The organism is Neotamlana sargassicola (assembly GCF_020523965.1).
In the GTDB taxonomy this organism is placed as follows: Bacteria; Bacteroidota; Bacteroidia; order Flavobacteriales; family Flavobacteriaceae; genus Neotamlana; species Neotamlana sargassicola.
Genome location: NZ_JAJAPX010000001.1, coordinates 722,953 through 748,853, shown reverse-complemented (window position 1 = coordinate 748,853; position 25,901 = coordinate 722,953). Strand labels below are relative to the sequence as shown.

At 32.0% G+C, this 25,901-nt stretch carries 20 protein-coding genes; 6 read left to right on the top strand and 14 right to left on the bottom strand.

Going from position 1 to position 25,901, the window contains the following annotated elements; translation table 11 throughout:
• Positions 1-39: 39 nt before the first annotated feature.
• A complete protein-coding gene (locus LG651_RS03230) occupies positions 40-714 on the bottom strand; it encodes a head GIN domain-containing protein (protein WP_226694714.1) in 675 nt (224 codons plus the stop codon).
• Between the two features lie 98 nt (positions 715-812).
• Complete coding sequence (locus LG651_RS03225) at positions 813-1,106, bottom strand: YbjQ family protein (RefSeq protein ID WP_226694713.1); 294 nt, start codon at positions 1,104-1,106, stop codon at positions 813-815.
• A 107-nt stretch (positions 1,107-1,213) separates the two neighbouring features.
• On the opposite strand from LG651_RS03225, the gene LG651_RS03220 reads away from it, so the two are divergent.
• Both LG651_RS03220 and LG651_RS03215 read left to right on the top strand, forming a co-directional pair.
• On the top strand, positions 1,214-2,053 hold the full coding sequence (locus LG651_RS03220; RefSeq protein WP_226694712.1) for a DUF6503 family protein: 840 nt from the start codon (positions 1,214-1,216) through the stop codon (positions 2,051-2,053).
• 377 nt (positions 2,054-2,430) lie between these two features.
• On the top strand, positions 2,431-2,979 hold the full coding sequence (locus LG651_RS03215; protein ID WP_226541943.1) for an NUMOD4 domain-containing protein: 549 nt from the start codon (positions 2,431-2,433) through the stop codon (positions 2,977-2,979).
• An 87-nt stretch (positions 2,980-3,066) separates the two neighbouring features.
• On the opposite strand, the gene LG651_RS03210 is transcribed toward LG651_RS03215, so the two are convergent.
• Both LG651_RS03210 and LG651_RS03205 read right to left on the bottom strand, forming a co-directional pair.
• Positions 3,067-4,422 carry an MFS transporter gene (locus tag LG651_RS03210; RefSeq protein WP_226694711.1) on the bottom strand — a complete coding sequence of 452 codons (1,356 nt, stop codon included), beginning with the start codon at positions 4,420-4,422 and terminating at the stop codon, positions 3,067-3,069.
• Positions 4,423-4,803: 381 nt separating this feature from the next.
• A complete protein-coding gene (locus LG651_RS03205) occupies positions 4,804-7,038 on the bottom strand; it encodes a ribonuclease R family protein (protein ID WP_226694710.1) in 2,235 nt (744 codons plus the stop codon).
• 687 nt (positions 7,039-7,725) lie between these two features.
• Between LG651_RS03205 and rpiB the strand changes: the two genes are divergently transcribed.
• Genes rpiB through LG651_RS03190 form a run of 3 tightly spaced genes read left to right on the top strand, consistent with a single transcriptional unit; the run spans position 7,726 to position 9,587 of the window.
• The gene (gene rpiB / locus LG651_RS03200) at positions 7,726-8,160 is read left to right on the top strand and encodes a ribose 5-phosphate isomerase B (RefSeq protein WP_226694709.1); all 435 of its coding nucleotides are present in this window, start codon (positions 7,726-7,728) and stop codon (positions 8,158-8,160) included.
• Positions 8,161-8,165: 5 nt separating this feature from the next.
• Positions 8,166-9,083: a cation diffusion facilitator family transporter gene (locus tag LG651_RS03195; RefSeq protein WP_226694708.1), complete on the top strand. Its 918-nt coding sequence runs from the start codon at positions 8,166-8,168 to the stop codon at positions 9,081-9,083.
• Between the two features lie 60 nt (positions 9,084-9,143).
• Entirely contained in the window at positions 9,144-9,587 is a 444-nt protein-coding gene (locus tag LG651_RS03190) for a GNAT family N-acetyltransferase (RefSeq protein ID WP_226694707.1), read from the top strand.
• Here the strand turns inward: LG651_RS03190 and LG651_RS03185 are convergent.
• The 7 genes from LG651_RS03185 to LG651_RS03155 all read right to left on the bottom strand — a co-directional run bounded on the left by LG651_RS03185 (position 9,584) and on the right by LG651_RS03155 (position 18,377).
• A complete protein-coding gene (locus LG651_RS03185) occupies positions 9,584-10,987 on the bottom strand; it encodes a T9SS type B sorting domain-containing protein (RefSeq protein ID WP_226694706.1) in 1,404 nt (467 codons plus the stop codon). The genes LG651_RS03190 and LG651_RS03185 overlap by 4 nt on opposite strands.
• 5 nt (positions 10,988-10,992) lie before the next feature.
• Positions 10,993-11,847, bottom strand: a complete 855-nt coding sequence (locus tag LG651_RS03180; protein WP_226694705.1) for an OmpA family protein — start codon at positions 11,845-11,847, stop codon at positions 10,993-10,995.
• Between the two features lie 79 nt (positions 11,848-11,926).
• On the bottom strand, positions 11,927-13,561 hold the full coding sequence (locus LG651_RS03175) for a S41 family peptidase (protein ID WP_226694704.1): 1,635 nt from the start codon (positions 13,559-13,561) through the stop codon (positions 11,927-11,929).
• Positions 13,562-13,574: 13 nt separating this feature from the next.
• Positions 13,575-13,949 (bottom strand): ribonuclease P protein component, encoded by a 375-nt coding sequence (gene rnpA / locus LG651_RS03170; RefSeq protein ID WP_226694703.1) that lies wholly within the window; start codon positions 13,947-13,949, stop codon positions 13,575-13,577.
• A 96-nt stretch (positions 13,950-14,045) separates the two neighbouring features.
• Positions 14,046-15,866, bottom strand: a complete 1,821-nt coding sequence (locus LG651_RS03165) for a M1 family metallopeptidase (protein ID WP_226694702.1) — start codon at positions 15,864-15,866, stop codon at positions 14,046-14,048.
• 12 nt (positions 15,867-15,878) lie between these two features.
• Positions 15,879-17,489 (bottom strand): S8 family peptidase, encoded by a 1,611-nt coding sequence (locus LG651_RS03160; protein WP_226694701.1) that lies wholly within the window; start codon positions 17,487-17,489, stop codon positions 15,879-15,881.
• Between the two features lie 27 nt (positions 17,490-17,516).
• Positions 17,517-18,377, bottom strand: a complete 861-nt coding sequence (locus LG651_RS03155) for an MBL fold metallo-hydrolase (protein WP_226694700.1) — start codon at positions 18,375-18,377, stop codon at positions 17,517-17,519.
• Between the two features lie 166 nt (positions 18,378-18,543).
• Here LG651_RS03155 and LG651_RS03150 point away from each other — a divergent pair, with 166 nt between their 5' ends.
• A complete protein-coding gene (locus LG651_RS03150; RefSeq protein WP_226694699.1) occupies positions 18,544-20,421 on the top strand; it encodes a cation:proton antiporter in 1,878 nt (625 codons plus the stop codon).
• 133 nt (positions 20,422-20,554) lie between these two features.
• On the opposite strand, the gene LG651_RS03145 is transcribed toward LG651_RS03150, so the two are convergent.
• The 3 genes from LG651_RS03145 to glgB form a co-directional block, all read right to left on the bottom strand.
• Positions 20,555-21,169: a hypothetical protein gene (locus LG651_RS03145; RefSeq protein ID WP_226694698.1), complete on the bottom strand. Its 615-nt coding sequence runs from the start codon at positions 21,167-21,169 to the stop codon at positions 20,555-20,557.
• Positions 21,170-21,402: 233 nt separating this feature from the next.
• On the bottom strand, positions 21,403-23,802 hold the full coding sequence (locus LG651_RS03140) for a glycoside hydrolase family 31 protein (RefSeq protein WP_226694697.1): 2,400 nt from the start codon (positions 23,800-23,802) through the stop codon (positions 21,403-21,405).
• Positions 23,803-23,991: 189 nt separating this feature from the next.
• A complete protein-coding gene (gene glgB / locus LG651_RS03135; protein ID WP_226694696.1) occupies positions 23,992-25,899 on the bottom strand; it encodes a 1,4-alpha-glucan branching protein GlgB in 1,908 nt (635 codons plus the stop codon).
• Positions 25,900-25,901: the final 2 nt, after the last annotated feature.

Here is a 25,901-nt window from a genome sequence, read left to right as displayed (position 1 = left end):
TTACAAGCACGTATGTATAGGTGTTGTAAAGCTTAAAATTTAATCTATACGCTTTATGCTACCACCAAAAATTTTGCTTTCGTTAACTGTTTCTGGCTTACCATAAATAAATATTTCGCCTCCAGCTCTTACTTTAGCATCTACTGTTTTTGAGGCTTTTACATATGCCGAACCAGCAGCGTTAATGGATACTTTAGCTTTTTCGGAATTTAATTCTTTACCATGATATTCGCCACCTGTTAATAAAGAAATATCTTGACTTTTAGAAGTTCCTAACACTTCAACTACACCTCCGGTTACCGCTTTAACATTAGTAAAAGACACATCTACAGGTACTTTAATTATACCACCTTCTTGGGCTTTTAAATCTATTTCGAACTGTTTTATTATATCGTTTGAAGTTACTGTTGCACCTTCATTTACATCAATAATATCAACTTTGGTGTAGTATAATTTTACCTTCGTTTGGTTTCCTTCAAAGGATTCGCCTAACTTCATTTTTATTTTTAAAGTGCCGTTTTTGTTAACAATTACAACGTCATCTTTATTATCGCCAGTAATTTCAACTTTGTCTTCGTTTGCTTGAATAAGCTCCACATTAATTAAATCGTAAACTTTAAGTTCTTTAAATTCTCCAACTGTTTTTTCAATAACATTTTGGGAAAATAAGTTTACAGTAATAAATAATACAAGCGTTTTAACTAAGGTTTTCATTTTAAATTTTAAAAATTTTAAATTCTACTTTTTTATAATTTACGTAAAGGAATCAATAATTGTTCCATTACCTAAAAACTTTAGCAAAACATTATAATTTATTCCACTTTTACAGCAGTACCTGTAACCGAAATAAAAAAATATGCGCCAGATTCAGTTTCCACATCTACAGTTATACCAACAACCGCATTTGCTTGCAAGTTCATCGCATTTGATTTTAATTTTTGAAATGCTTCTTCTTTAGCTTTATCTATAGCCTCAGAAAATAAATTTAAATTCTTCTCAGTTTTAAATGAAAACGCGGTTTTTATATTGCTAGAAATGCCAGAAACAATTCCTAAATAATCTACAATTTTATGGCCTTCAATATTGGGTGTTGTCGTTAAAATCATGTTTATCTAATATATTTACTTGTTAGTATTTAAAAGATTGTTAAAGTTACATATAAAACATAGCTAACCGTTTATTTAGTTATATTTTTATCCAAAAAATAACAGTTATGATTTCAAAAAAATACTTTTCGGCTATAATGCTATCAAGTTTACTTGCCATATCTTGCAATAACAAAACTAAGACAGAAAAATCGGAAATTAAACCAGCCACAGAAACACCAAAACAAACCTTTAAAAATAAAGGCCATGAATTGGTTTATAACCTAGTACAAACTGTTGGAAATTACGACAAGCTTCGTGCAAAAAAAGATGTTGTTTATACCTATACATACCAAACACCGGATGGTAAAAAAGATGTATCAACAGAAAAATACATATTTAATGGCGAACTTTCTTATGGAAAATATGAACAACATGAAAGAACTTTACCCGATTTAAAAGGTATTTTAGAACAAGGTTACAACGGAAAAAACTATTGGTTAAAACATGAAGCTACCCCAATTAACGACGAAAAAGCCTTAAAACGTGTTGCTTTTAATAGACCTACAAACTTTTACTGGTTTGCTATGTTTCAAAAATTACTGGATCCAGGTTTAATTTACGAGCATTTAGGCGATACTGTTATAAACGATACTAATTACGATATTGTAAAAGTATCGTTTGAAACTAAAAATGATAAACCAACCGATATATACCAGCTTTACATTAATAAAAAAACCCAATTAGTAGATCAGTTTTTATTTACTGTTGCCGATTTTGGTGTTATGGAAACACCGTTTTTAATGACTTTAGAATACGAAAAAATTAATGATCTATTAATACCAACAACGCGCAAGTATAAAAAATCGACTTGGGATGCAGCTGTTTCTCAAGACCCTTGGATACTTGTAAACTGGAGCAACATTAAATTTAATAACGGTTTAACTACCGAACAATTTAACATGTAATACAAATCCATATAAAATTTTAAAAGAGAGACTTTTTAATAAGAAGTCTCTCTTTTTTTTCCTTAGCATATACTTAATACCCGTTTATAATTACTAAAATTTTTAGCTTGAAATAAAATTTATTACATCCAATTAAACGTATTATTTTCACTTCAAAAAATTGATTAGTCATGATAAGGTTATAATAAACCATAAAACACTTTTCAAAATACACATTCGTAAAAACTTAAAATAATTAAGAAAAATATAATATTAGATGTATTTTAATTCTTTCAAATAACTCTAAACCAACGGTTTTTAAGAGAAACATTTTATGCTTCTTCTTATTTTACGTAAATTAGATTCTTGCTATTTTTTACAATTTAAAATGAAAACCTATGATAAGAGATTATTGGAAAGAAGAATGGAAAGAAATTAAATTTGATGAAGGTATTGCCGAAAACGAAAAATTTAAAATTTCAAACTACGGAAGAGTTATTAACTGTAAAGGCGAAAAAGAATTTTTAGTAAAGGAATCTTATATAAATGGTTACCGAAATTTACCAGTAAAACAAAAGGTAAATGGAAAATCAACCAGCCGATACATTCACAAACTTGTTGCACAACACTTTTTAGAGCAAAATGACGGCGTTTACGTAATTCATTTAAACTACGATAAAAATGATAACCGCGTTGAAAACTTAAAATGGGCTACTAAACGCGAAAAAGAAATTCATCAATTTAGTAATCCAGAATATAAAAATAAACCTAGAAAACGTACTTATGCGAAACTTACCGAAAGTAAAGTTAGGTTAATAAAACGAAAAATAAACGATCCTAACCGCAGAACACGTTTAAAAATGATTGCCAAACAATTTGGCATTTCCGAAATGCAATTATACCGCATAAAATCTGGTGAAAACTGGAGCTCGGTAACCGATTACTAAATTTATAAAAACCTGAATACCAATCAAAAAAAATCCTGAAAAGCTCAACTTTTCAGGATTTCTTATTTAACAATATTTACCAAATTTTTAGGCAGTAACAGCCGAGTTATCTACCGCTTTTTGTAAATCTTCTATTCTTTTTTGTTCATCTTTTGCTGCCTGCTCTTCTTTAGGAGAAAACTTAACTAGCAATCCAAGAAATCCAACTGCAGCTACAATAAATCCGAAGGCAAAAAATGCTTCTTGTAAACTAGAACCACTTCTTAATAAATACTGTGCATAAAGCACTGCACCAACATTACCACCTGCACCAACAATACCAGAAACGGCTCCTAGAGCTTTTCTGTTAATAAATGGTACTACCGAATATGTGGCACCTTCTGCCATTTGCACAAATAGCGAGAAAAATACCATACTTGCAACTGCAAATCCTAAAACATTCATTTGAGAAAATAACAATAATGCAATACCTTCGGCAATAACCACGTAAACTAATATTTTAACACGACCATTAAGTCCAGAGTTCTTTCCGAATTTATCGGCAATCCATCCACCTGTAGAACGCGCAAACAAATTCATTGCCCCAAAAAATAACACAATAAAACCAGCCGATTCTTGACTTAAACCAAACTTTTCTTGATAATATGTTGAAGCCTTACCGGTAACAAACAATTCCATACCAAAACAACCTGCATACATTAAAAATAATATCCATACACGCTTATCTGAAGCGGCTGTTAAAAACAATCCTTTTTCACCTTTTTTAACTTGAGGTCTTTCTTCTGGCAAATCAACATAATTACCTTTTGGGCAATCTGTAGTATATTTCCAATACAAAAAAGCTACAACTAACATAATTATTGCTGGAACAAACATAGCAATACGCCAATGTGCATTAGCTTCGGCTAGTCCTAAAGCCAAAACTCCAGAAGCAATTAAAGGCATAACAGCATTTGTTACACCACCGCCTAAATTACCCCAACCAGCAGTTGTAGCATTTGCAATACCAATAACATTAGGTGCAAACATTACCGAAGTGTGATACTGCGTAATTACAAACGATGCACCAATTACTCCAATGGCTAATCTTGACAATAAATAGGTTTCCCAAGAATAAGCAAAGGATGAACTAGCCACAGCAATAGCTCCAAAAATGAGTAAATAAACATAACTCTTTCTAGGACCAATTTTATCGCATAATGAACCAATAAGTAAACGTGCAAAAATGGTAACGCCTACAGAAGCAATAAAAGCTAAGGTTGTTTGTGCTTTAGTAAGTGCTAAATCTGGTGCAATAGTAGATTTCATTAATGGTGCGTGCGAAAACCAACCGAAGAAACATAAAAAAAATGCAATCCAACTTAAATGAAATGTACGCATTTGTACGGTTTTAAAATCTGTAAGTGTAATTTTTGTAGCTTTACTTGTACTTATATTACTCATAATTGTCTGCGATTAAGATTAAAAAATAAGTATTAATACTTATAAAATACTTATATATTACAAACATACATGATTTTTATCATTTTAAAAACTGCTTTTTTACATATTTGTGTTTTTTACAAATACCTTAATTTTAGTGATTTAAAATTAAACAATATAAAATTTGACTCATTTATATCAACTAAATACTTAAGTATTAATAAAATAATACGTACTTAGATTAAGTATATTTATACAAAAAGAGTTAATTAATTAAGAAGAATACTAAAGTTTTGTAACGAATTTAAAATATTACTTATTAGATAAAAGCGAAAAAAAAGCATTCTAATTTGTACAAATTAGAATGCTTAAGCCCTTTATTTCTTTTAAAGGTTAAAAATTTTATACCTCTTCTGCCTTTCCAATTAATGTAAAATCGAGGTGTTTTTTAACTAAATCGGTATTTTTTACTTTTACAACAACTTCATCACCAAGTTGGTAAACAATTTTATTACTTCTCCCAACCATAGCATAAAGTTCTTGATCGAAAGCATAATGATCGTCTGTCATATCACGAACACTTACCATACCTTCACATTTATTCGAAATAATTTCAACATAAATACCCCAATCTGTTACTCCAGAAATAACGCCTATAAATTCTTCATCTTTATGATCTTCCATAAAGCGAATTTGCATGTATTTAATAGAATCACGTTCGGCTTTTGTAGCTAAATTTTCCATATCGCTGGAGTGTTTACATTTTTCTTCGTAAACATCCTCATTAGCGCTTTTTCCGCCATCTAAATAGTGTTGTAGTAATCGGTGTGCCATAACGTCTGGATAACGTCGTATAGGCGATGTAAAGTGACTGTAATAATCGAATGCTAAACCATAATGCCCAATATTGTGTGTAGAATATTCGGCTTTACTCATACTTCGTATGGCTAAAGTATCTACTAAATTTTGTTCTTTTTTACCATTAACTTCTTTAAGTAAATTATTTAATGACGCTGAAGTAGATTTTCTATCTTTAAAATCGAGTTTATAACCAAAACGTTTTACAACACCTTGTAAACTGGCTAATTTACTTTCGTCTGGCTCGTCATGAACTCTGTAAACAAAGGTTTTTTTAGGTGATTGTTTACCAATAAATTCCGATACTTTTCGGTTAGCAAGAAGCATAAATTCTTCAATTAACTTATTAGCATCTTTACTGGTTTTAAAGAAAACCCCAACCGGATCATTATTTTCATCTAAGTTAAATTTTACTTCAACTTTATCAAAAGAAATAGCTCCAGATTGCATACGAACACCACGCATTTTTTTAGCAAGTTTATCTAATACTAAAACGGCTTCGGCAATTTCCGGTTTTGTTTGGTATGTTTTTCCTGTTAATGATACTTCTTCTGGAATTTCAGTATTGATTTTTAACGTTTCGATTGCACTCAGCGAGACACCGGAATTATTTTCAATTATTGCCTGAGCTTCTTCGTAAGCAAAACGAGCATCACTGTAAGTTACGGTTCTGCCAAACCATTGGTCTTTTATTTCAGCTTTATCGTTTAGAGTAAATACTGCTGAAAATGTATATTTTTCTTCATGCGGACGCAATGAACAGGCATTGTTAGATAATACTTCGGGCAGCATTGGCACAACTCTATCTACTAAATAAACCGATGTAGCTCGCTCGTACGCTTCATCATCTAAAACAGTTCCTTCTTGCAAATAATGCGATACATCCGCTATATGAATACCAACTTCGAATAAACCATTTTCTAATTTTGTAAATGATAAAGCATCATCAAAATCTTTTGCGTCTTTCGGGTCGATGGTAAAGGTTAAATCTTTACGCATATCGCGGCGTTTTGCTATTTCGGCTTCGGTTATAGATGTATCTAACTCATTTGCATAAGCTTCAACGGCTTCTGGAAACTCGCTTGGTAAGCCATAATCTGCTAAAATAGCATGAATTTCTGTATTGTGTTCTCCAGGTTTACCCAGGACTTTTATTACTTTTCCGTAAGGTGAATCGGCTTTTTCTGGCCAATCTTCAAGTTTTACTAATACTTTATCTCCATCTTCAGCCTTAAAAGTTTTATTTATGGGTACAAAAATATCTTTATACATTTTTGTACTATCTGGCACTACAAATGCATAATTACTATGTAATTGAATTACACCTACATACTCACTTTTATCTCGTTTTAAAACTTGGGTAATTTCACCTTCCATTTTGCCGCGTTTACGGCGTTTGTATAAGTAAAATTCTACTTCGTCACCGTTTAACGCACGATTAATATTGTTTGAAGCTACGTATATATCTTCTTCAAACTCGTCGCAAATAATATAACCAGATCCACGCGACGATAAATCTAAAATACCGGCGTAATATTCGGTATTAACAACGGCTTTAAATTTACCACGATCTACTTGTTCAATTTCTTGTTTAGCTGCAAGTTTAGCTAAAGTTTTTATAATTTGGTTACGGCTGCTAGCATCGTTAACACCAAGTTTTGCTGCTATTTGTTTGTAGTTAAACGCTTGGTTACGTTCTTTTTTTAATATACTTAATATTGTATTTGTAAGGTTGGAAATACCGTTTTTTCTGGATTTTCCTTTTCTTTTTCTGCTCATATAATTTGAGTAATCTTTTAATTCCTAATAACAAAATATTAGAAAGCCTGTTATAAAAATAGCTTAAAAAGGCGAAGTAATAGCTATTTGTTTACACAAAGCTACAATAATAAAATGTAAAACGTTTTAATTAATGTTAAATTGAAGTTATTCACACTATATATTATAATATCTTTTTCTTTTAAAAATTTTAAAAAAATATTGATGATGATTATTGTTTGTTAATAGCGGTATAACTTTTTAGATTTTTATTTTGAAAAGTATGTTATTTAAAACTATTGATAGGTAATTAACATTTATGAACATACTTAACTTGTTAATTTTTAAGCTTTTTTATTTTACTATTAACAGCTGTTAATAACTAAACTAACAGTAAATTTTTAATAAAATATTTAGTTAACATAGCTTATAACTGTACATTTTAGTGCTTATAAGTTAACTAAAAATTTACATTAACTTATTTGTGTGTTACGTAAACGTTACGGATTGTAATTTTTTAGATAAAAACCAAATAAATATTTTATAAACATATCAACAGTTATTAACAGGTAATGAAAAACTAATACACAGCTTTTGTAAAAAACACGAGATTATTAACATGTTAATATAAATGATAAGTTTTTTTACAGAATAGCTATCTAAATACTAATTCGTTACCTTTGTATACATATATTAAAGTATAAAAAAATGACAATTTCTATAGGAAACGACCACGCTGGTACCGATTATAAATTCGCAATTGTAAAATATCTTGAAGAACAAGGATATACCGTTTTAAATCACGGTACAGATAGTAAAGATAGTGTAGACTATCCAGATTTTGTTCATCCAGTTGCCACAGATGTTACCAACCAAAAAGCTACTTTTGGTATTTTAATTTGTGGTAGTGCCAATGGTGTTGCTATTACAGCTAATAAGCATCAAGGTATTCGTGCTGGTTTATGTTGGACTAAAGAAATTGTTGAACTTATTCGAGGCCATAATAATGCTAACATATTATGCATTCCTTCGCGATTTACAGCTATAGAACAAGCTGTTGAAATGGTTGAAACGTTTTTAAATACAGAATTTGAAGGTGGTCGTCATCAACGTCGTGTAGATAAAATTCCGTTATCTTGTTAATATGAATGGAACACAAACATTCGCATAGCCAAAATACTCATTATAAAGATTTAAATGGACAGAATCTGTTAGTTTCTATATTATTAAATATAGTTATTACAGCATCTCAAGTAATTGGTGGTTTAATTTCTGGTAGTTTATCTCTATTAAGCGATGCATTGCATAATTTTAGTGATGTTTTATCGCTTATAGTTAGTTATATAGCTAATAAATTAGCAAAAAAAGAGGCTTCAGAACAACGTACTTTTGGTTATAAGCGTGCCGAAATTTTAGCAGCTTTTATAAATGCTTCTACTTTAATAATTGTTGCTATTATTTTAATTAAAGAAGCTGTACAGCGTTTTAAAAATCCGCAAACCATTGAATCTAATTTAGTTATAATACTTGCGCTTGTGGCTATTTTAGGAAACGGATTTAGTGTGTATTTGCTAAAAAAAGAATCTAATAATAATATTAATATAAAATCTGCTTACATACATTTATTAACAGATATGTTAGCAAGTATTGCTGTTTTAGTTGGTGGCTTGTTAATGAAGTATTTTAATATGTTTTGGGTAGATAGTTTACTCACTTTTTTAATTGCTTTGTATTTAATTTGGGTTGGGTATTTTTTATTAAAATCTTCTACCAAAATGTTAATGTTATTCACACCAGAACATATTGACATTAAAGAAGTTGTAAACGAAGTTAACAAGTTACCAAAAGTAAAAAAATTACATCATGTACACATTTGGAATTTAAGTGATGATGAATTGCATTTAGAAGCACATTTAGATTTAATTGAAGATGTTAACATCACAGATTTTGATGCTATTTTATTAACCATTGAAGCTGTATTACAAGAAAAATTTAATATTAACCACGTTACTATTCAACCTGAGTTTAATAAAGATGATATAAAAGATATTATTGTTCAGGATTAATTTTTTTAAAACCTTTCGATTTCGCTCTAGGTGACAACTACTAATTAGTAAAACTTATATATGCTAACCATACAAACTAAAACATTTAACGAACTTACTACCAACGAGCTGTATAATATATTACAATTACGAAGCGAGGTATTTGTAGTAGAACAAGATTGTGTTTACCAAGATATAGATTATAAAGACCAAAAAGCGATTCATGTATTAGGTTTTAAAAATGAAAAAATAGTGGCTTATACACGCATTTTTAAACCTGGTGATTATTTTGAAAAATCAAGCATTGGTAGAGTAGTAGTGGCGCAAAACGAACGCAAACATAAATACGGTTACGATATAATGAAAGCTTCAATAACTGCGGTTAGTAAGTATTTTAACGAAACAGAAATAAAAATTTCTGCACAATGTTATTTAAAAAAGTTTTATAACAGCTTAGGATTTAACGAAATAGGAGAGGAGTATCTTGAAGATGGTATACCGCATATAGCAATGCTTAAAAATTAGCGTTTTAATGTAAAATGGCCCCATAAAACTTCACCAGTATTAAAACTTATAACATACCAATAATCGTCGGTTGGTAAATGGTTACCTTTAAAAGTGCCATCCCATTCTAAAATACCTTGTGCTAAAAATTTTATAAGTTTTCCGTATTTATTGTAAATACTAATTGTGTTAATAACATTAGTATTATCTATAACCTGCCATAAGTCGTGGCTACCATCGTTATTAGGTGTAAAATATTTTGGAATATAATAATCTGAATCTGTTATAAAAACATAAAAATTTGATTCATTACTATCGCATACGGTTGCATTATAAATGTAAATTAATTGCGATTGGTTAATAACATCTCCAGCGCTTAAAGGTGTTCCGTTGGCATCAGATTCGGTGAAATAATTACCGTTTGTTAAAGTTGGTAAGGTGTAGGTTGTTCCTATAAAATCATCAATTTCATCTACGGGAACAAAAACACTACAAGTTTCAACAGTATTTGTATAATTGTTAAAATTAGTTGGTTGCCAAGTACTAAAATCATCATTTTCATTATCTACAACTACACAATTTAAAAAATCGTTATTGCTAAAATCTATAAAAGTTATAGCAGAATTATTACCGTTTTTAAGGTTTAAGGTACATAATTCGTTTGTATTACAATCTAAATAAGATAGGTTTGAATTCTTAGAAAAATCAAGCGTTTTAAAATTATTGTTACTACAAATTACTGTTTTTAGCGCTTTATTTTCACTAATATCTAGTGTTGTTAGTTGGTTATTTTCACAAGTCAAATAGGTTAAATTTGTATTTTCTTTTAGGTTTAAATTATTTAATGTGTTGTTACCACACTGCAATCTATTTAATGCTGTATTTTGAGTTATATCTAGGTTCGATATATTATTTTCTTCACAAACCAATACGGTTAATGCTGTATTGTTAGTTACGTTTAAAACGGATAGATTATTATTCCAACAAACTAACGAAATTAAACTTGTATTGTTAATAACATTTAAAGTGTTTAAGTTGTTTGAGTAACACCATAAAATTTTTAGTGCTTTAAGGTTTGAAACATCAATATTTGTTAGCAAGTTATTGTGAATATATAACTCTGTTAATAAGCTATTTTGAGATACATTTAAGGTTGTTAATAGGTTTTGTGAACAGTCTAAACTTATTAGGTTTGTAAAATCTTCTATTCCTGTTAAATCGCTTATATTTTGTGCAGAAACATCTAAGTTTGTAATGGTGTTAATATTAGCTGTGGGCACAAAATTGTCTATAGGTGCAGTGTCGTAACCTAAATTAATTAATGCTTGTTCAAAATTATTATCTGGAACATAAGTTTGCGCTGTTAGTTTTAACTGAAAAACAATTAAAATAACGAATATATATAAGGTTTTGAAGCGCATAACATTTAGTTGGCATTATCTACGTAATTGATTACAATTTCAACACGACGATCGAATTTAGGATCGCCACCTAATGGAAATTTACGTCGCATTCCTAGATGTCTCATGCGTTTTTTATCTACGCCTTTTTTCGCAAAATAATCGTAAACATATTTTGCTCGAGCTTCCGATAAATTTCTAAGTTTTGTTTTCCTGTCTATAGCATCGCGTGAATATTTTGTACAACACACATGCCCTTGAATGGTAAAGTAAATATCTGGTCTGTTGGCTAATGCTTCAGCTATGGCAGTTAAGTTTTTTTTAGTTGCTGGAGTAACAGTAGCATAACCTGTTTTAAATAAAATATCTTTAAAAATTATTTTATCGCCTTTAACGCTTTCGTTAATTTTTTCGACAACGGTTTTTTCTTTAGGTGGTTGTATTATTTCAACAGCTTTAACTACAGGTTTAGGTGGTTTTGGTGTAACAATAATTTCAACTTTTCGATTTAAACCTCTAATTTTTAACAGGTTTTTTTCTTCAACTATTTTTAATAAAATTTCGCCTTTACCATCTACGTTTGTAATTAATGATTCGCTAATTTCGTTTTCAGAAAAAATAGTTTTTATTGCTTCGGCACGTTGTTGTGAGAGTTTTAAATTGTAAGTATCGGCGCCTCTATCATCACAAAATCCAAAAATAGATATAGTTTCTATATCTACATCGGTTAATTTAGAAATAAATAATAAAAGCCTATTAGTTTCTGTATTTGGTACTACGAATTCATCAGTTTCAAAATAGACTTCGTGTTTTAAATTTTCTTGCGAAAAACTTAAAATTGAAATAAAATTGAGAAGTATAATTATTAAAACTTTGTTCATAGCAACCTATGTGATAAATATAATATTTTTAAATGAAATCGAAGCTATATACTGTTATACAGCATATTTCAACGGTATTTTAATTTAAATATCCAGAATAGGTACTTAGGTTACCAAGTATTTCGGTAGCTTTTTTTATGTCGTTATCGTGTATTTTATAATAGTCGTATAAACCTTCTCGGTAGGCATATTGTTTTACTATTTCTTCTGTAAGTTTGTTAAGTAAATAGTCTTTATTTTCGTCGATTACAGTTGATTTCGATTTGTTTAAATTTGAAATTAACGTGTTATAATCTGTATTTATATTATCGTTTAATTCTTCTTTTTTAGCAATTTCGAAGGCTTTTCTTAGCGCTTTCTCTGTATCGGTTTCGAAAGTAAAATTGTTAGTTTTTAAATAATTTTTAAAGTCTTTAAAATCGGTATCATTTAATTTTAAACTGTTAATATCGTTAATTTTATGTTTGTAATAATAGTTTGTTGCATAGTTAAACACTAAATCGTTATTAACAATTGCAGATGTTATGGGTGAGGTTTTATAACTTCCTATTAAAACATCTGGGAAAACACCACCACCATCAAACACTTTACGTCCGTTTTTAGTTTTAAATTCGTTGTAATTTTCTTGTTTTACACGAACAGCTTCTCCGTTTTCGTTTCTATGCCAATAATCTAAAGCTTGAATACAACGGCCAGAAGGCGTGTAATAGCGCGAAATAGTAATTTTTATTTGTGTTCCATATGTTAATTCTTTTGGGCGTTGCACTAAACCTTTTCCAAAGCTACGAGAACCCACGATTACAGCACGATCTAAATCTTGTAAAGATCCAGATACAATTTCGCTAGCCGAAGCGCTTTTACCATCAATTAAAATAACCAAAGGAATTTCGGTATCAATAGGGTCGTTTTGTGTGTAATATGTACGGTTGTATTTTTTAACTTTAGATTTAGTGGTTACTACCAATTGACCTTTGGGTACAAATAGGTTAACAATTTTTATAGCTTCGTTAACCAATCCACCAGGGTTTCCGCGTAAATCTAAAATAATACGTTTAGCACCTTGTGCTTTTAAATCGCGCAGTGCATAATTGGTTTCGCTATGCGCTTTACGGCTAAAGGAACTTAAAACAATATAACCTGTGTTATTGTTTATCATTGAAAAATGAGGCACAGCTTTAATTTCTACTTCGGCGCGCTTAATGGTTGTAGTTTGTGTTTTGCCTTGTCTATTAAAAGTGACTTCAACTTGCGATCCGGCGGTACCTTTTAATAAGTTACCCGCATCGTCTTTATAATCTAAAATAGAAGTGTTGCCAACTTTAATAATTTCGTCCCCGGCTTTAAGGCCCGCTTTATCCGCAGGATAATCTTTGTAAGGTTCAATAATTAATAATTTATCTTTTAAGGTTTTTACTTTGGCTCCAATGCCTGTATAATCGCCAGTGTTGTTAATTCTTGCCGCTTCAACATCTTGTTCGTTCATGAAATTGGTGTACGGATCTAAATCGGCAAGCATGCTTTTTATAGCGGTATCCATAAGTTCGCCAGGGTTGGTATCATCAACATAATTCATGTTGATTTCCTTAAAGAGCATAGTGAAAATTTCAATTTGCTTTGCAATTTCAAAAAAATCGTTTTTAAATGCTGAAGTTGTTAAAAATACAGCACAAAGTAAAACGGGAATAATTACTTTTCTTTTTAATAATTTTTTCATGAACGAATTTTTATTAGGCTTGGCTTTTATTCGAAAATTTCTCGAAAAGTTGCTTCATTTTAGTATTTACAAGGTTAAAGCTTGGTATTTCTTTACCAATGTACAAAATCATAAACGCATGTGGCGTTGATAAATTGTTAAATATATCGGGTTTATTTAATCTATAAGCTTCACGCATTAAACGTTTTATACGATTTCTAGCTACCGCAGTTTTAAAATTACGCTTACTTACCGAAACACCTGTTTTAGCCTGTACATTTTCGTTAAATGTTGTTGGTAAATATACTAAACGCAAAGGGTAGGCCGAAACCGATTTACCGCTGGAAAATAGTTCGTCGATAAGCGTTTTGCTTTTTAATTTTTCGTTTTTAGGGTAGGTAAGACGCAATTATTGTGCTTTTATTTGCCAAAGGTATGTAAATTATAAAAATAAAAAACCTTCTGTTTTAACAGAAGGTTTTTAAAATTAATATAAAAATTAAATCTACTTCGTATTATTTTCTGGGTTAATATCTGCCATTAAACCACTTGGGTCAATTTGTACACTTTTAACCGATTTTTCTGCGTTAAATGTATAGGTAGGATATGCCCATGCCCAATCTTTTATAAGGGTTGCAGTGGTTGGTTTTTCCCCACGCATCATTTGTAATGGTATGTAATAATTTTGTGTTGTACCATCGGTGTAGGTTACTGTTAAATCTATAGGCATTGGCATTAAACCAATACGCTCTAAAGTTATAGTTTTATCTTCAATAGATGTAATACCGTAATCTATAGTGTTTGTTGTTTGTCCAAAATCTATTAAATACCAATCGAGTTCTAAACCAGAAACTCTTTCGGCAGTTCTAACAATATCTAATGGTTTTGGGTGTTTAAAAGAAAAATCGGTAAAATATTTTTTTATGGTTTTCTTTAAGTTTTCTTCTCCAATTATATAACCTAATTGAGCTAAAAACACTTCACCTTTACTGTAAGCCGAAATACTGTAAGCTTGATTGTAAGCATATCTATCGGCATGTGTAGTTAACGGTTGCTCTTTACCAGATTTAGCTAAATACAGGTAGTTTCTGTAAGCGCCAGCAGTTGGATTTTCTTTATTAGTCTCCATAACTTCGTTCATTGCTAAATCACTAATGTAACTTGTAAAACCCTCGTCCATCCACTCGTGTTTTGCCTCGTTGCTCGCTAGTAAAAATTGAAACCAAGTATGTGCCATTTCGTGAGCTGTAACACCAACTAAACTACCAAAACTACGTTCACCAGTAATTAAAGTACACATAGCATATTCCATACCGCCATCACCACCTTGAATTACAGAGTATTGTTTGTAAGGATATTTACCAACGTGCTCGGAGTAATATTTAATTAACGCCGCAGCTTTAGGTTGAAATTCTTTCCAGAATTTTAAATTTTCTTCCGGAAGTGTTTTTTTGTAGTAAAAATTAAGCAATGGACCATTTTCCATTTGTAAGGTATCGTGAATATATTCTGGATCTGCCGCCCAAGTAAAATCGTGTACCTTTGGAGCCTTAAAATGCATGGTTTTTTTATTGCCTTTTACAGATGGCTCTCCTTGTAAGTAACCTGTACCACCAACAACATAATTTTTATCTATTGTTAGTTTTACATCAAAATTACCCCAAACCCCGTGAAATTCACGACCAATATATGGGTCTGCATGCCAACCTTCAAAATCGTATTCGGCTAATTTTGGGTACCATTGTGTCATGGAAAGTGCAACACCTTCTTTGTTGTTTCTACCAGAACGACGAATTTGTACAGGCACTTGGGCATCAAAAACCATATCGAAGGTAACTTTTTCGCCAGGTTGAATAGGTTTTGCTAATTCAACTTCTAAAACGGTACCCACAGTTTCGTGTTTTAAAATGGTTCCGTTTTGTTTTAAAGAATTAACGTTTATATAACCAATTTCGTTAGGCTTAAGTTTGCTAATTCTATCTTCAACACGACGGTCTGGATCTGCAATTGTACGCGAACGTACATCCATTTCGCTACCAGGTTGAAAAGCATTAAAGTATAAATGATAGAATACTTTGTTTAAAACATCTGGTGAATTATTGGTGTAAACCAATTGCTGTTTTCCTTGATATTGATAGGTGTTTACATCCATATCAATTTCCATTTTGTAATCTACATGTTGTTGCCAGTATCCAGAATTTACGTTCGAAATTATTGGTGTTTTTGGCGTATTTGGAGGTGTTGCTTTATTAGAAGCAGCGCCTTTACCTCCACCACAGGATAATAAAAAAAACAGGCTTAAAAGCGATATAAAAAAACGTTTCATAATAATAATTTTTTATTGAGCGGCTACTTTTGAAGCCATTATTAATGCGTTAAAAGCATTTACTATTTTACCAGATTTTGATAATTCGGCAAACGGACGAATATCACTGCTATTGCCACCAACAATAACTTTTGGTGTTAAAGCTAAGCCAGAGTCCATAATAATTTGTTTTACCTGTGAAGCTTTTAAAGTAGGGTAATAAGAACGAATTAAAGCAGCAACCCCAGCAACAGCAGGCGCTGCCATAGATGTTCCGCCTTTGGTATCGTATTCGTTTTCTGGAGTTGTAGAATAAACGCTTGCTCCTGGAGCAAAAACATCGACATTTTGTTTCCCATAGTTAGAAAAACCAGCTACTAAGTTTGAACCATATTTTGGAGCCAATGCGCCTACACGAATGTAGGTGTTCGATATTTCTTCACCATTTATGTTATCGTCTGGAAAATTAGGTTCTGTATCTACATCTTTACTATCGTTACCTGCTGCATGAACAAAAACTACATCTTTTTCACTTGCATAAGCAATGGCATCGCGTACCCAATCGCTATGCGTTGAAAAACTTTTACCAAAACTTCCGTTAATTACAGAAGCACCATTATCAACAGCATAGCGAATAGCAAGTGCTACATCTTTATCGTATTCGTCTCCGTTAGGCACGGTTCTAATACTCATAATTTCTACGTTGTTAGCTACACCATTTGCACCTAAGCCATTATTACGTTCTGCAGCAATAATTCCGGCTACGTGTGTACCATGGCTTTCACTTTTCACAGTTGGTTTTACATTTCCGTCACCGTAGAATTTTGTAGATAAATCGTCTGGATTATCACCATTTACGCGACCTGTAAACGATTTATTAAGGTTATAGTTTAAACGTTCGTTAATTTGTTCTAAACCAGAATTAATTTCTTCTTTGGCTTCATCCATCGATTCCATACCATTACTAAATATGTATTGTGCCATTTGTTTTGCTTGATTTACTTTTTCATCTTCACTTTCAATAGCATTAACATCTTCTTTAGTGTATTTTTCTTTACCTGTAGCTTTTGCTAAAATTTGGTCTGCAGCCATAATTTGCTGGTAAATTTGGTCGTATTGTGTTTTACGTCCTAACCAAGTTTGGTATTGCGAATCGTATTCGGCCTTAGCGGCAGCATAATCTGGATTGCTAGTATCTCCGCTAGCTACAATTCTAACATATTCTAATTGTTCGTTATAGCCTTCACCAAGAAAATTCCAGCCATGAATATCATCAACATAACCGTTATTATCGTCGTCTTTTCCGTTGTTTGGTATTTCATCTTCATTCGTCCATATAACATCATTTAAATCTTCGTGGTCAATATCGATTCCAGAATCAATTACAGCAACAATAATTTTTTTCCCTTTTTTGTTCTTAATAATTTCAGCGTAAGCTTTATCTACACTCATACCAGGAATGGTATCGGCAATCATGTCTAAATGGCCCCAATTATGCTTTTCGGTTTCTGTTAGTTCCGAAACTTTTAAAGGTGAGGTATCAATATTTTCTGGTGGTGTAGAAATTATGTTAGCTCCGGTACCGCAGCCAAATAATACTGCCGAAAATACGGCAGAAGTGAATAAGGGTTTAATAATTTTCATTTGTTTATTTTGAGTTTATCTTATAATTTAACTAAATATATCTGTTGTTTCAAACGTTTCGTTTAGCCTAACGCCTTTATCGGTATGTTTTACTGTAATTATTTCGTTATGAGCGTCGTGTTCTAAAAATAGATAATAATTATTATCTGCGGCTATATTTAAAAATTTTTGCTTTTCTGTGAGCGTTAAAAGCGGTCTGGTATCGTAACCCATAACATAGGGTAATGGTAAATGCCCAACAGTTGGCAATAAATCGGCCATAAAAACTATGGTTTTGCCTTTGTAATTAATAATAGGAATCATTTGTTTATCGGTATGGCCATTGGCGAAAAAAATATCGAAACCAAGCTGAGAGTTTTTAAGTAAGTCGCTTTCTGGAATGTTTGTAAATTTTAATTGGCCACTTTCTTCTATTGGTAAAATATTTTCTTTTAAAAACGATGCTTTTTCGCGTGCATTTGGTTGTGTTGCCCATTGCCAATGGTTTTGGTTACTCCAAAAATGGGCATTTTTAAAAGCCGTTTCGTAGCCTGTTTTGTTTTTGTTCCATTGTATGCATCCGCCACAATGGTCGAAATGTAAATGGGTTAAAAACACATCGGTTATATCATCGCGATGAAATCCATGTTTTTTTAAAGAACTATCTAAATTAAATCCACCCCATTGGTAATAATAACTAAAAAATTTATCCGATTGTTTATTACCCATGCCGGTATCAATCAAAATAAGGCGGTCACCATCTTCAATTAATAAACAACGGGCAGTTAAATCAATCATGTTATTAGCATCGGCCGGATTGGTACGCTGCCATAACGATTTTGGAACCACGCCAAACATAGCGCCACCATCTAACTTAAAATTACCAGCATTTATAGGATATAAATTCATAAGAATGTAAAATTAAGAAATCTAGTACGATTGCTTAAAAACGTTAAGAATTTATTAAGATATAAAGTTTTAATAGCTTGGTAAATACTAAAAATTTATAACAATGTGCATTAAAAAACTTAAACTTAGCAGAATTTTTTAAATTAGTAGCTTATAACACTAACATATGGTTGCATTAGGAGGGATAATTATTTTAGGAATATTAGCACAATGGGTAGCATGGAAATTTAAAATTCCGGCTATTTTACCTTTAATTTTAATAGGCCTACTTGTTGGCCCTTTTGCAGCCGAATATTTATCGCACGACGGAACGAAATGGATTGAACCAATTTGGAATGGTAAAGAGGGTTTATTTCCTGGCGAAAGCTTATTTTATTTTGTTTCTTTAGCCATTAGTATTATTCTTTTTGAAGGTGGCTTAACACTTAAAATTAACGAAATTAAAAATGTAGGACCGGTTATTACAAAATTAATAACCTTAGGTTCTGTTGTAACCTTTTTTGGTGCTGCTATTGCGGCACACTACGTGTTTTATTTAACATGGGAAATTTCTTTTTTATTTTCGGCTTTAATAATTGTTACGGGACCCACAGTAATTACACCTATTTTAAGAAACATTCCCTTAAAAAAAGATGTTTCGGCTATTTTAAAATGGGAGGGTATTTTAATAGACCCAATTGGAGCACTTGTTGCGGTTTTGGTATTCGAGTTTATTAGTGTTGGTGCAGGAGGCGAGTTTACAAAAACGGCTTTAATTGAATTTGGAAAAATTGTTTTATTCGGCTTTACATTCGGCTTTACATTTGCTCACGCATTAAACTTTATAATAAATAAAAAATTAGTGCCACATTATTTACTTAATGTATTTGCCTTAGCTGCGGTTTTGGGTGTTTTTATTTTATCTGATGTTTTTGCTCACGAATCTGGTTTATTGGCTGTTGTAGTTATGGGCATGGTTTTAGGAAATTCTAAATCGCCTTACCTTAAAGAGTTGTTGTATTTTAAAGAATCGTTGAGTGTTTTATTAATTTCAATTTTATTTATTTTACTTGCGGCCAATATAAATTTTGAAGATTTATTACTTGTTTATAATTGGAATGCGGCTATTTTGTTTGCTTGTGTTGTTTTTATAATTAGGCCAATTGGCGTGTTTTTAAGTACACAAGGCAGTAAACTACGTCTTAAAGAAAAGCTTTTTATTAGTTGGGTTGGCCCGCGCGGAATAGTAGCTGCAGGTATAGCTTCGTTATTTGGTTTAACACTTGCCGATAAAGGCGTTACCGATGCCAAATACATTACACCTTTGGTGTTTATGATTGTGTTAGGAACGGTTTTACTTAATGCAACCACGGCAAGATTATTTGCAAAATTGGTTGGCGTATTTTTAGAAAAATCTGGAGGTATTTTAATAGTTGGTGCTTCGAAAGTATCACGCTTGCTTGGGCATTATTTAGAAACCAATGGGCGCCATGTGGTTTTAATTGATAGTAACGAACGCAATATTGAAAAGGCACGTGAACTTGGGCTTGAAGCTATTTCTACCAATATTTATTCCGATACGCTTATGGATAATATTGAACTTAGTGATGTAGGTTATTTAATGGCTTTAACGGGAAATTCCGATATCAACAAATACGCTATTGAAAAATTTGGAAATCAATTTGGAGAAAATGGCTCGTTTAGATTGATTACCACACAGGAAATGCTCGATCAAGATTTTAGTAATCATCCAAAAGAAGGATTATTTTCGCATCGCGACGATTTTAATTCGCTTTTAGAGCTTTCGCGTCGTCACCCAAGTATTCAGGAGATTGATTTGACCGATAAAGCGCATTACGAAAGCCTTATTGAAATTACTAATAACGACGACGATATAATTCCTTTATTTATTAAAGATATAGAAGGCGAATTACACATTATTTCCTCTTTTGGATTAAATATTGTTGAAAAAATAAAAGATGGTTTTCAATTGGTTTACCTTGGAAAACCTTTTGATGTTGAAAAAGTACCAACAGTTGAAAATAGTTCGTTGGGTAAGGAGTAAAGTAAAACAATACTGCTTTAAGTATTAAAAAATATAGAAAAACCTGTGATTCTTATTTTATTTAGGAATCACAGTTTTTTCACTTTTTAAGCACTTTTTTATATTGTTAAAGAATGTTTTTTTGTTAAAGAAATTATTTAAACTTTTTAGCAAAGTACTTTTCAACCAGTCTGTTTGCTGCGGTTCTAGAGCCATTATATCCAGAAAACGCCGATTGACTTGCCGCATAACTTTTGGTTTCTAAGTAAGTTTTTCCGCTTAATGTTAAAAGGGTGGCTTTTACTTTTCTATCTCCCATAAGTTTCTTTTTTAATGAAAAAACAATGATAAAATCGGCATCAGATTTATTTTCAACTATTTGCCAATAGTTCCATTTTTTTAGTGAATTTTTAAAATACTCTAAAGCATCATTATTAGCGTCATCACTTTTTTCTAAAAAAACTTTATTGCCTTTATTAAAAATACTAGAAATATCACTTTTTTCTTTTTCTGCATATACTTTTTCTTTATCCGATGTTGTTTGTTGAAATATTTCTATGTCTCCATTTTCATACTTTATTTGGGATATGTCTTTTTTATCAATTATAATTAATGGGCCATCCAGATAGTTTGTTTTTTTATATTTTATTTCATTTTTACTTATTTCTAAAATTTTAGCATTAATAGTGGAACCATCGATATTTGTAATAACATCTTGAGAAAAAGAGATAAATGGAAGTAAAAAAAGGGCTGATAATTTGGTTTTCATAAATGAATGTTTGAAATTTTTTAGTGTAAATTAAGATGTAAAAGTAAATTTATATTGCAAAATTATAGCTATTTCTTTTGAAGAAATTGGAAGCTTACTACAAAGTAATTGATATGTATTAAAATATAGGAGAGCAAAGGGTTAATAGTAATTTGTTACGAAAAGAATAAAAAAAAGCTTCAAATTAAACGTTTGAAGCTTTTTATAATGTGATATAAATTCTTTTCTTAGTACTACGCCATAATATGAAGCTCTGTAAATTCTTTATCTAGCACTAAAGTATTACTACTATAAACTAGGTCTTCTACGGGAATTAAAACATTATCTATTTCAATTTTTTTAATTTTAAATGGCAACCCATGTAAATTAAGTTTAAACGTTTTATAGGTAGTAATGTATTTACCTGTTTTAAATTGTTGTATAATAAGTTCGTCTTCTTTCCCAGTAAGTTTAAAATCGCGTAAGCTGTAACGGCCTTTTATATAATCGTAACCGTCGCCTGCATCTTCGTAAACTTGGGAGGTTTCTTTACCTAGTTTATAATAAACATCTAGGGTAAGTTCTTCAATCGTTTTTTCGCCAACGTATTGTTGTATTGGGTATTTTGGAATAATGGCGCCTTCGCTAACAAAAATAGGCATACTATCTAAATCGGCATCAACCCACATTTCTTGGCCACCTGTTACAATTTCGTCCGTCCATAAATTATACCATCTTCCAAACGGGAAATACATGCGTCGTCCTTTTTGGTTAGGAGCATTTACTGGGCAAACTAGTATTTTTTCACCAAAAATAAATTCGTCGTTTCTATAATGGGTTTGCGAATCTTCTTGATCGTATAATACCAACGACTTTAAAATAGGAATTCCGTCGCTTACATGGCGCCAAAAGGCCGTGTATAAGTATGGTAATAATTGATAGCGTAGCTCAATAAATTTTTTAACTACATTGGTTATAGTATCGCCAAATGCCCAAGGCTCTTGGTCGCCGTGATCGCCCGACGAATGCGTACGACAAAACGGATGAAAAATACCTAATTGTATCCAACGTGCATAAAGCTCTCCATTAGGTTGTTCGGCAAAACCACCAATATCCGATCCAATAAACGAAAATCCAGACATGGCCATACGTTGTGCTTGTAAATTAGCAATATTTAAATGATCCCAAGTGGCAATATTATCGCCAGTCCAACTTGAAGTGTAACGTTGCGTACCAGAATAAGCGGCTCTGGTAATTACAAACGGACGTTTAGGGTACGAGAATTTTTTTAAACCCTGGTAAGTAGCACGCGCCATTTGCATACCATAAACGTTATGAGCCTTACGGTGGCTGCATTGGTTACCATCGTAATCGTGTCTTACATCGTCTGGAAACGATTTTCCAGGAACATCCATTACAGCTGGTTCGTTCATATCGTTCCAAACGCCTTTTACGCCAATTTCTTCAATAAGTTCTTGAAATAAATCAGACCACCAATCGCGTACTTCGGGATTGGTAAAATCTGGGAAATAGCATTCGCCTGGCCATACTTTACCTTTCATGTATGGGCCATCGGCACGTTTACAGAAATAGTCTTTATCTAAACCTTCTTTAAACACCGAATAATCCATGTCTATTTTTATTCCAGGATCTATAATTACAATGGTTTTAAAGCCATCGTCAGCCAATTCTTTAACCATGCGTTTTGGGTCTGGAAAATATTCTTTACTCCAAGTAAAACAGCGGAAACCTTCCATGTAATCAATATCTAAATAAATAGCATCGCATGGTATTTTTAGTTCTCTAAATTTGCTTGTTATTTCTTTTACTTTCGATTCTGGATAGTAGCTCCATTTACATTGGTGATAACCAAGCGCCCAAAGCGCTGGCATTTCGTGTGGTTTTCCGGTTAAATCGGTATAATTTTCTACTACTTCAGACATTTCTGGGCCGTAAATAAAGTAATAATTCATTTCGCCACCATGGGCCCAAAAACTGGTAATATTACGGCGTTCGTGACAAAAATCGAAATATGAACGGAAGGTATTATCGAAAAATATACCGTACGATTTTTTATTGTGTAATGCCGTGTAAAACGGAATGGCCTTGTAAATAGGGTCGGTGTCTCTGCCATAGGCGTACGAATCGGTTACCCAGTTTTCAAAACGTTTTCCTTTTAAATTATTATCAACAGGCTTATCACCTAAACCGTAATAACATTCGCCTGCTTGCGCTGTTTTTGACATTTTTACAACGTTGCCACCAAATGCGTAACTTTCTTCCCAATGAAAACCAAGTTCGTCTTCACAAATTAGTGTGTTATCAACAGCGTCGAATAACGAAATACGCATATCGCTTTTTGCAACTTTACATATTAATTTTGATGTAGTAATTACGTAAGCTTCGGTTTCTTCTTCTACTTCTAAATGATTATACCCTCTACTTGCGTATTTTGTAATGGCATACGAAAAATCATTTTCAAAAATTCCTGTAGTTGTATATCTAAAACGAAGTATACTGTCTCTGCGAACCGTAATTTGCATTACAACGCCATTATCGGCTGTAAAAGAAAGTACATTAAGGTTTTTTTCGTAGTTTATTATTTTGGAAGGAAATAAGTTTCCTTTGTATTCTAATTCTGTATTAAGTATCATAGCTTATACTTTATATGTTAAGTATCTAATTTAATAAATTAAAAAATCCTCTTGCGTTTATTTTCCCTAAAAAAACACCTAAAAAATTAATAAAGATTAAAAATTTAGGTGTTTAATATTGCAAAAATGCAAGAAGCTAAAAATATAAGAGTTTTTAATCTTTTATTAAAAGATTATATGGTAATTCTTTTAAATAAATTCGAAAATTATTACAGATAATGGTGGTAAAGTTACTTTTGTCGAGTATGGTTTACCATTCCATGATTTTTTTACGGGTTTTACAGGATTTTTGTTTGAAACTCCGCTGCCTCCAAACTCGGTGGAATCGCTATTAAAAATTTCTTTTATGTTTCTGTTTTCAGGCAAACCTATACAGTAATCTTCTCTTAAACTTGGAGTTAAATTACAAATAACAATTACGTTTTGTTCGGCATTATCTCCTTTTCGAATATATGAAATAACACTGTTTTCGTGGTCGTCGTAACTTATCCACTCAAAACCTTCACCTTCAAAAGGTTTTTGGTATAGTGCAGGTGTGTTTTTATAAAAAGTATTTAAAGCTTTATAGTATTTTTTTAGATTTTGATGCGGAATAAATTCGAGTAAATTCCAATCTAAACTTTCTTGAAAATCCCATTCGTTATATTGTCCAAATTCGCCACCCATAAACAATAATTTGGTTCCTGGATGGGTAAACATGTAGCCATATAATAAACGTAAATTCGCAAAACGTTGCCATTCATCACCAGGCATACGACCTAAAATAGAGTTTTTACCGTAAACCACTTCGTCATGAGAAAGAGGTAACATAAAATTCTCGGTAAAGGCGTAAGCTAAACTAAAAGTGATTTCGTTATGGTGGAATTTGCGATATACGGGATCTTTTTTAAAGTATTCTAAGGTATCATGCATCCAGCCCATCATCCATTTCATTCCGAAGCCTAAACCACCAATATCAACTGGTTTAGAAACCATAGGGAAAGCTGTAGATTCTTCGGCAATGGTTTGTACATCTGGGAATGATGCGTAAACTTCTGTATTTAATTCTTTTAAAAAGCTAACTACAGCTAAGTTTTCGCGACCGCCATAAATATTTGGCTCCCATTCGCCGTCTTCTCTAGAATAATCTAAGAATAGCATAGACGCTACGGCATCTACGCGTAAACCGTCGGCATGGTATTGGTCTAACCAGAAAATAGCATTACTTATTAAAAACGATCGAACTTCGTTACGTTCGTAGTTAAAAATTAAGCTTTTCCAGTCCTGATGATAGCCTTTGCGTTTGTCTGGGTGTTCGTATAAGTGTGAGCCATCGAAAAACCCTAAACCATGAGCATCTTCTGGAAAATGCGAGGGCACCCAATCTAGTATAATACCAATATCGTTTTGGTGTAGTTTATCTACTAAATATTTAAATTCTTCAGGGTAACCATAACGTGATGTTGGTGCAAAATATCCAGTTAATTGGTAGCCCCACGAGGGGTCGAAAGGAAACTCCATAATTGGCATAAGCTCAACATGGGTAAAATTCATGTCTTTTACGTAGGCTACTAATTCATCGGCTAGTTCGAAATAAGACATAAAACGGTTTTCTTCCACTTTTTTCTTCCATGAACCTAAATGAACTTCGTAGACAGAGTATGGTGCGTTTAAAGCATTATGCTTTTTACGTTTTTTCATCCAATCGGTGTCTTTCCAACTGTAATTATCTTCCCAAACAATAGAAGCTGTACTTGGTGGGTGTTCGCAGCGTCGTGCATATGGATCGGATTTTTCGGTAACTACGCCGTGGTGGTGACTTACAATTTTGTATTTATAAAGATTACCTTTTCCAACATACGGAATAAAACCTTCCCAAATACCGCTAGAATCCCAACGCACGTTAAGTTGATGTTCGCCTCCTGTCCAGAAATTAAAATCGCCAACAACCGACACTTCTTTTGCACTCGGCGCCCAAACGGCGAAATATGTGCCTTCTATACCATTAACGGTAATAATATGTGATCCAAATTTTTCGTAAAGTCTAAAGTGTTTACCAGCTTTAAAAAGATTGATATCGAATTCTGTAAATAAACTATGTGCTTTAACTTGTGCCATAT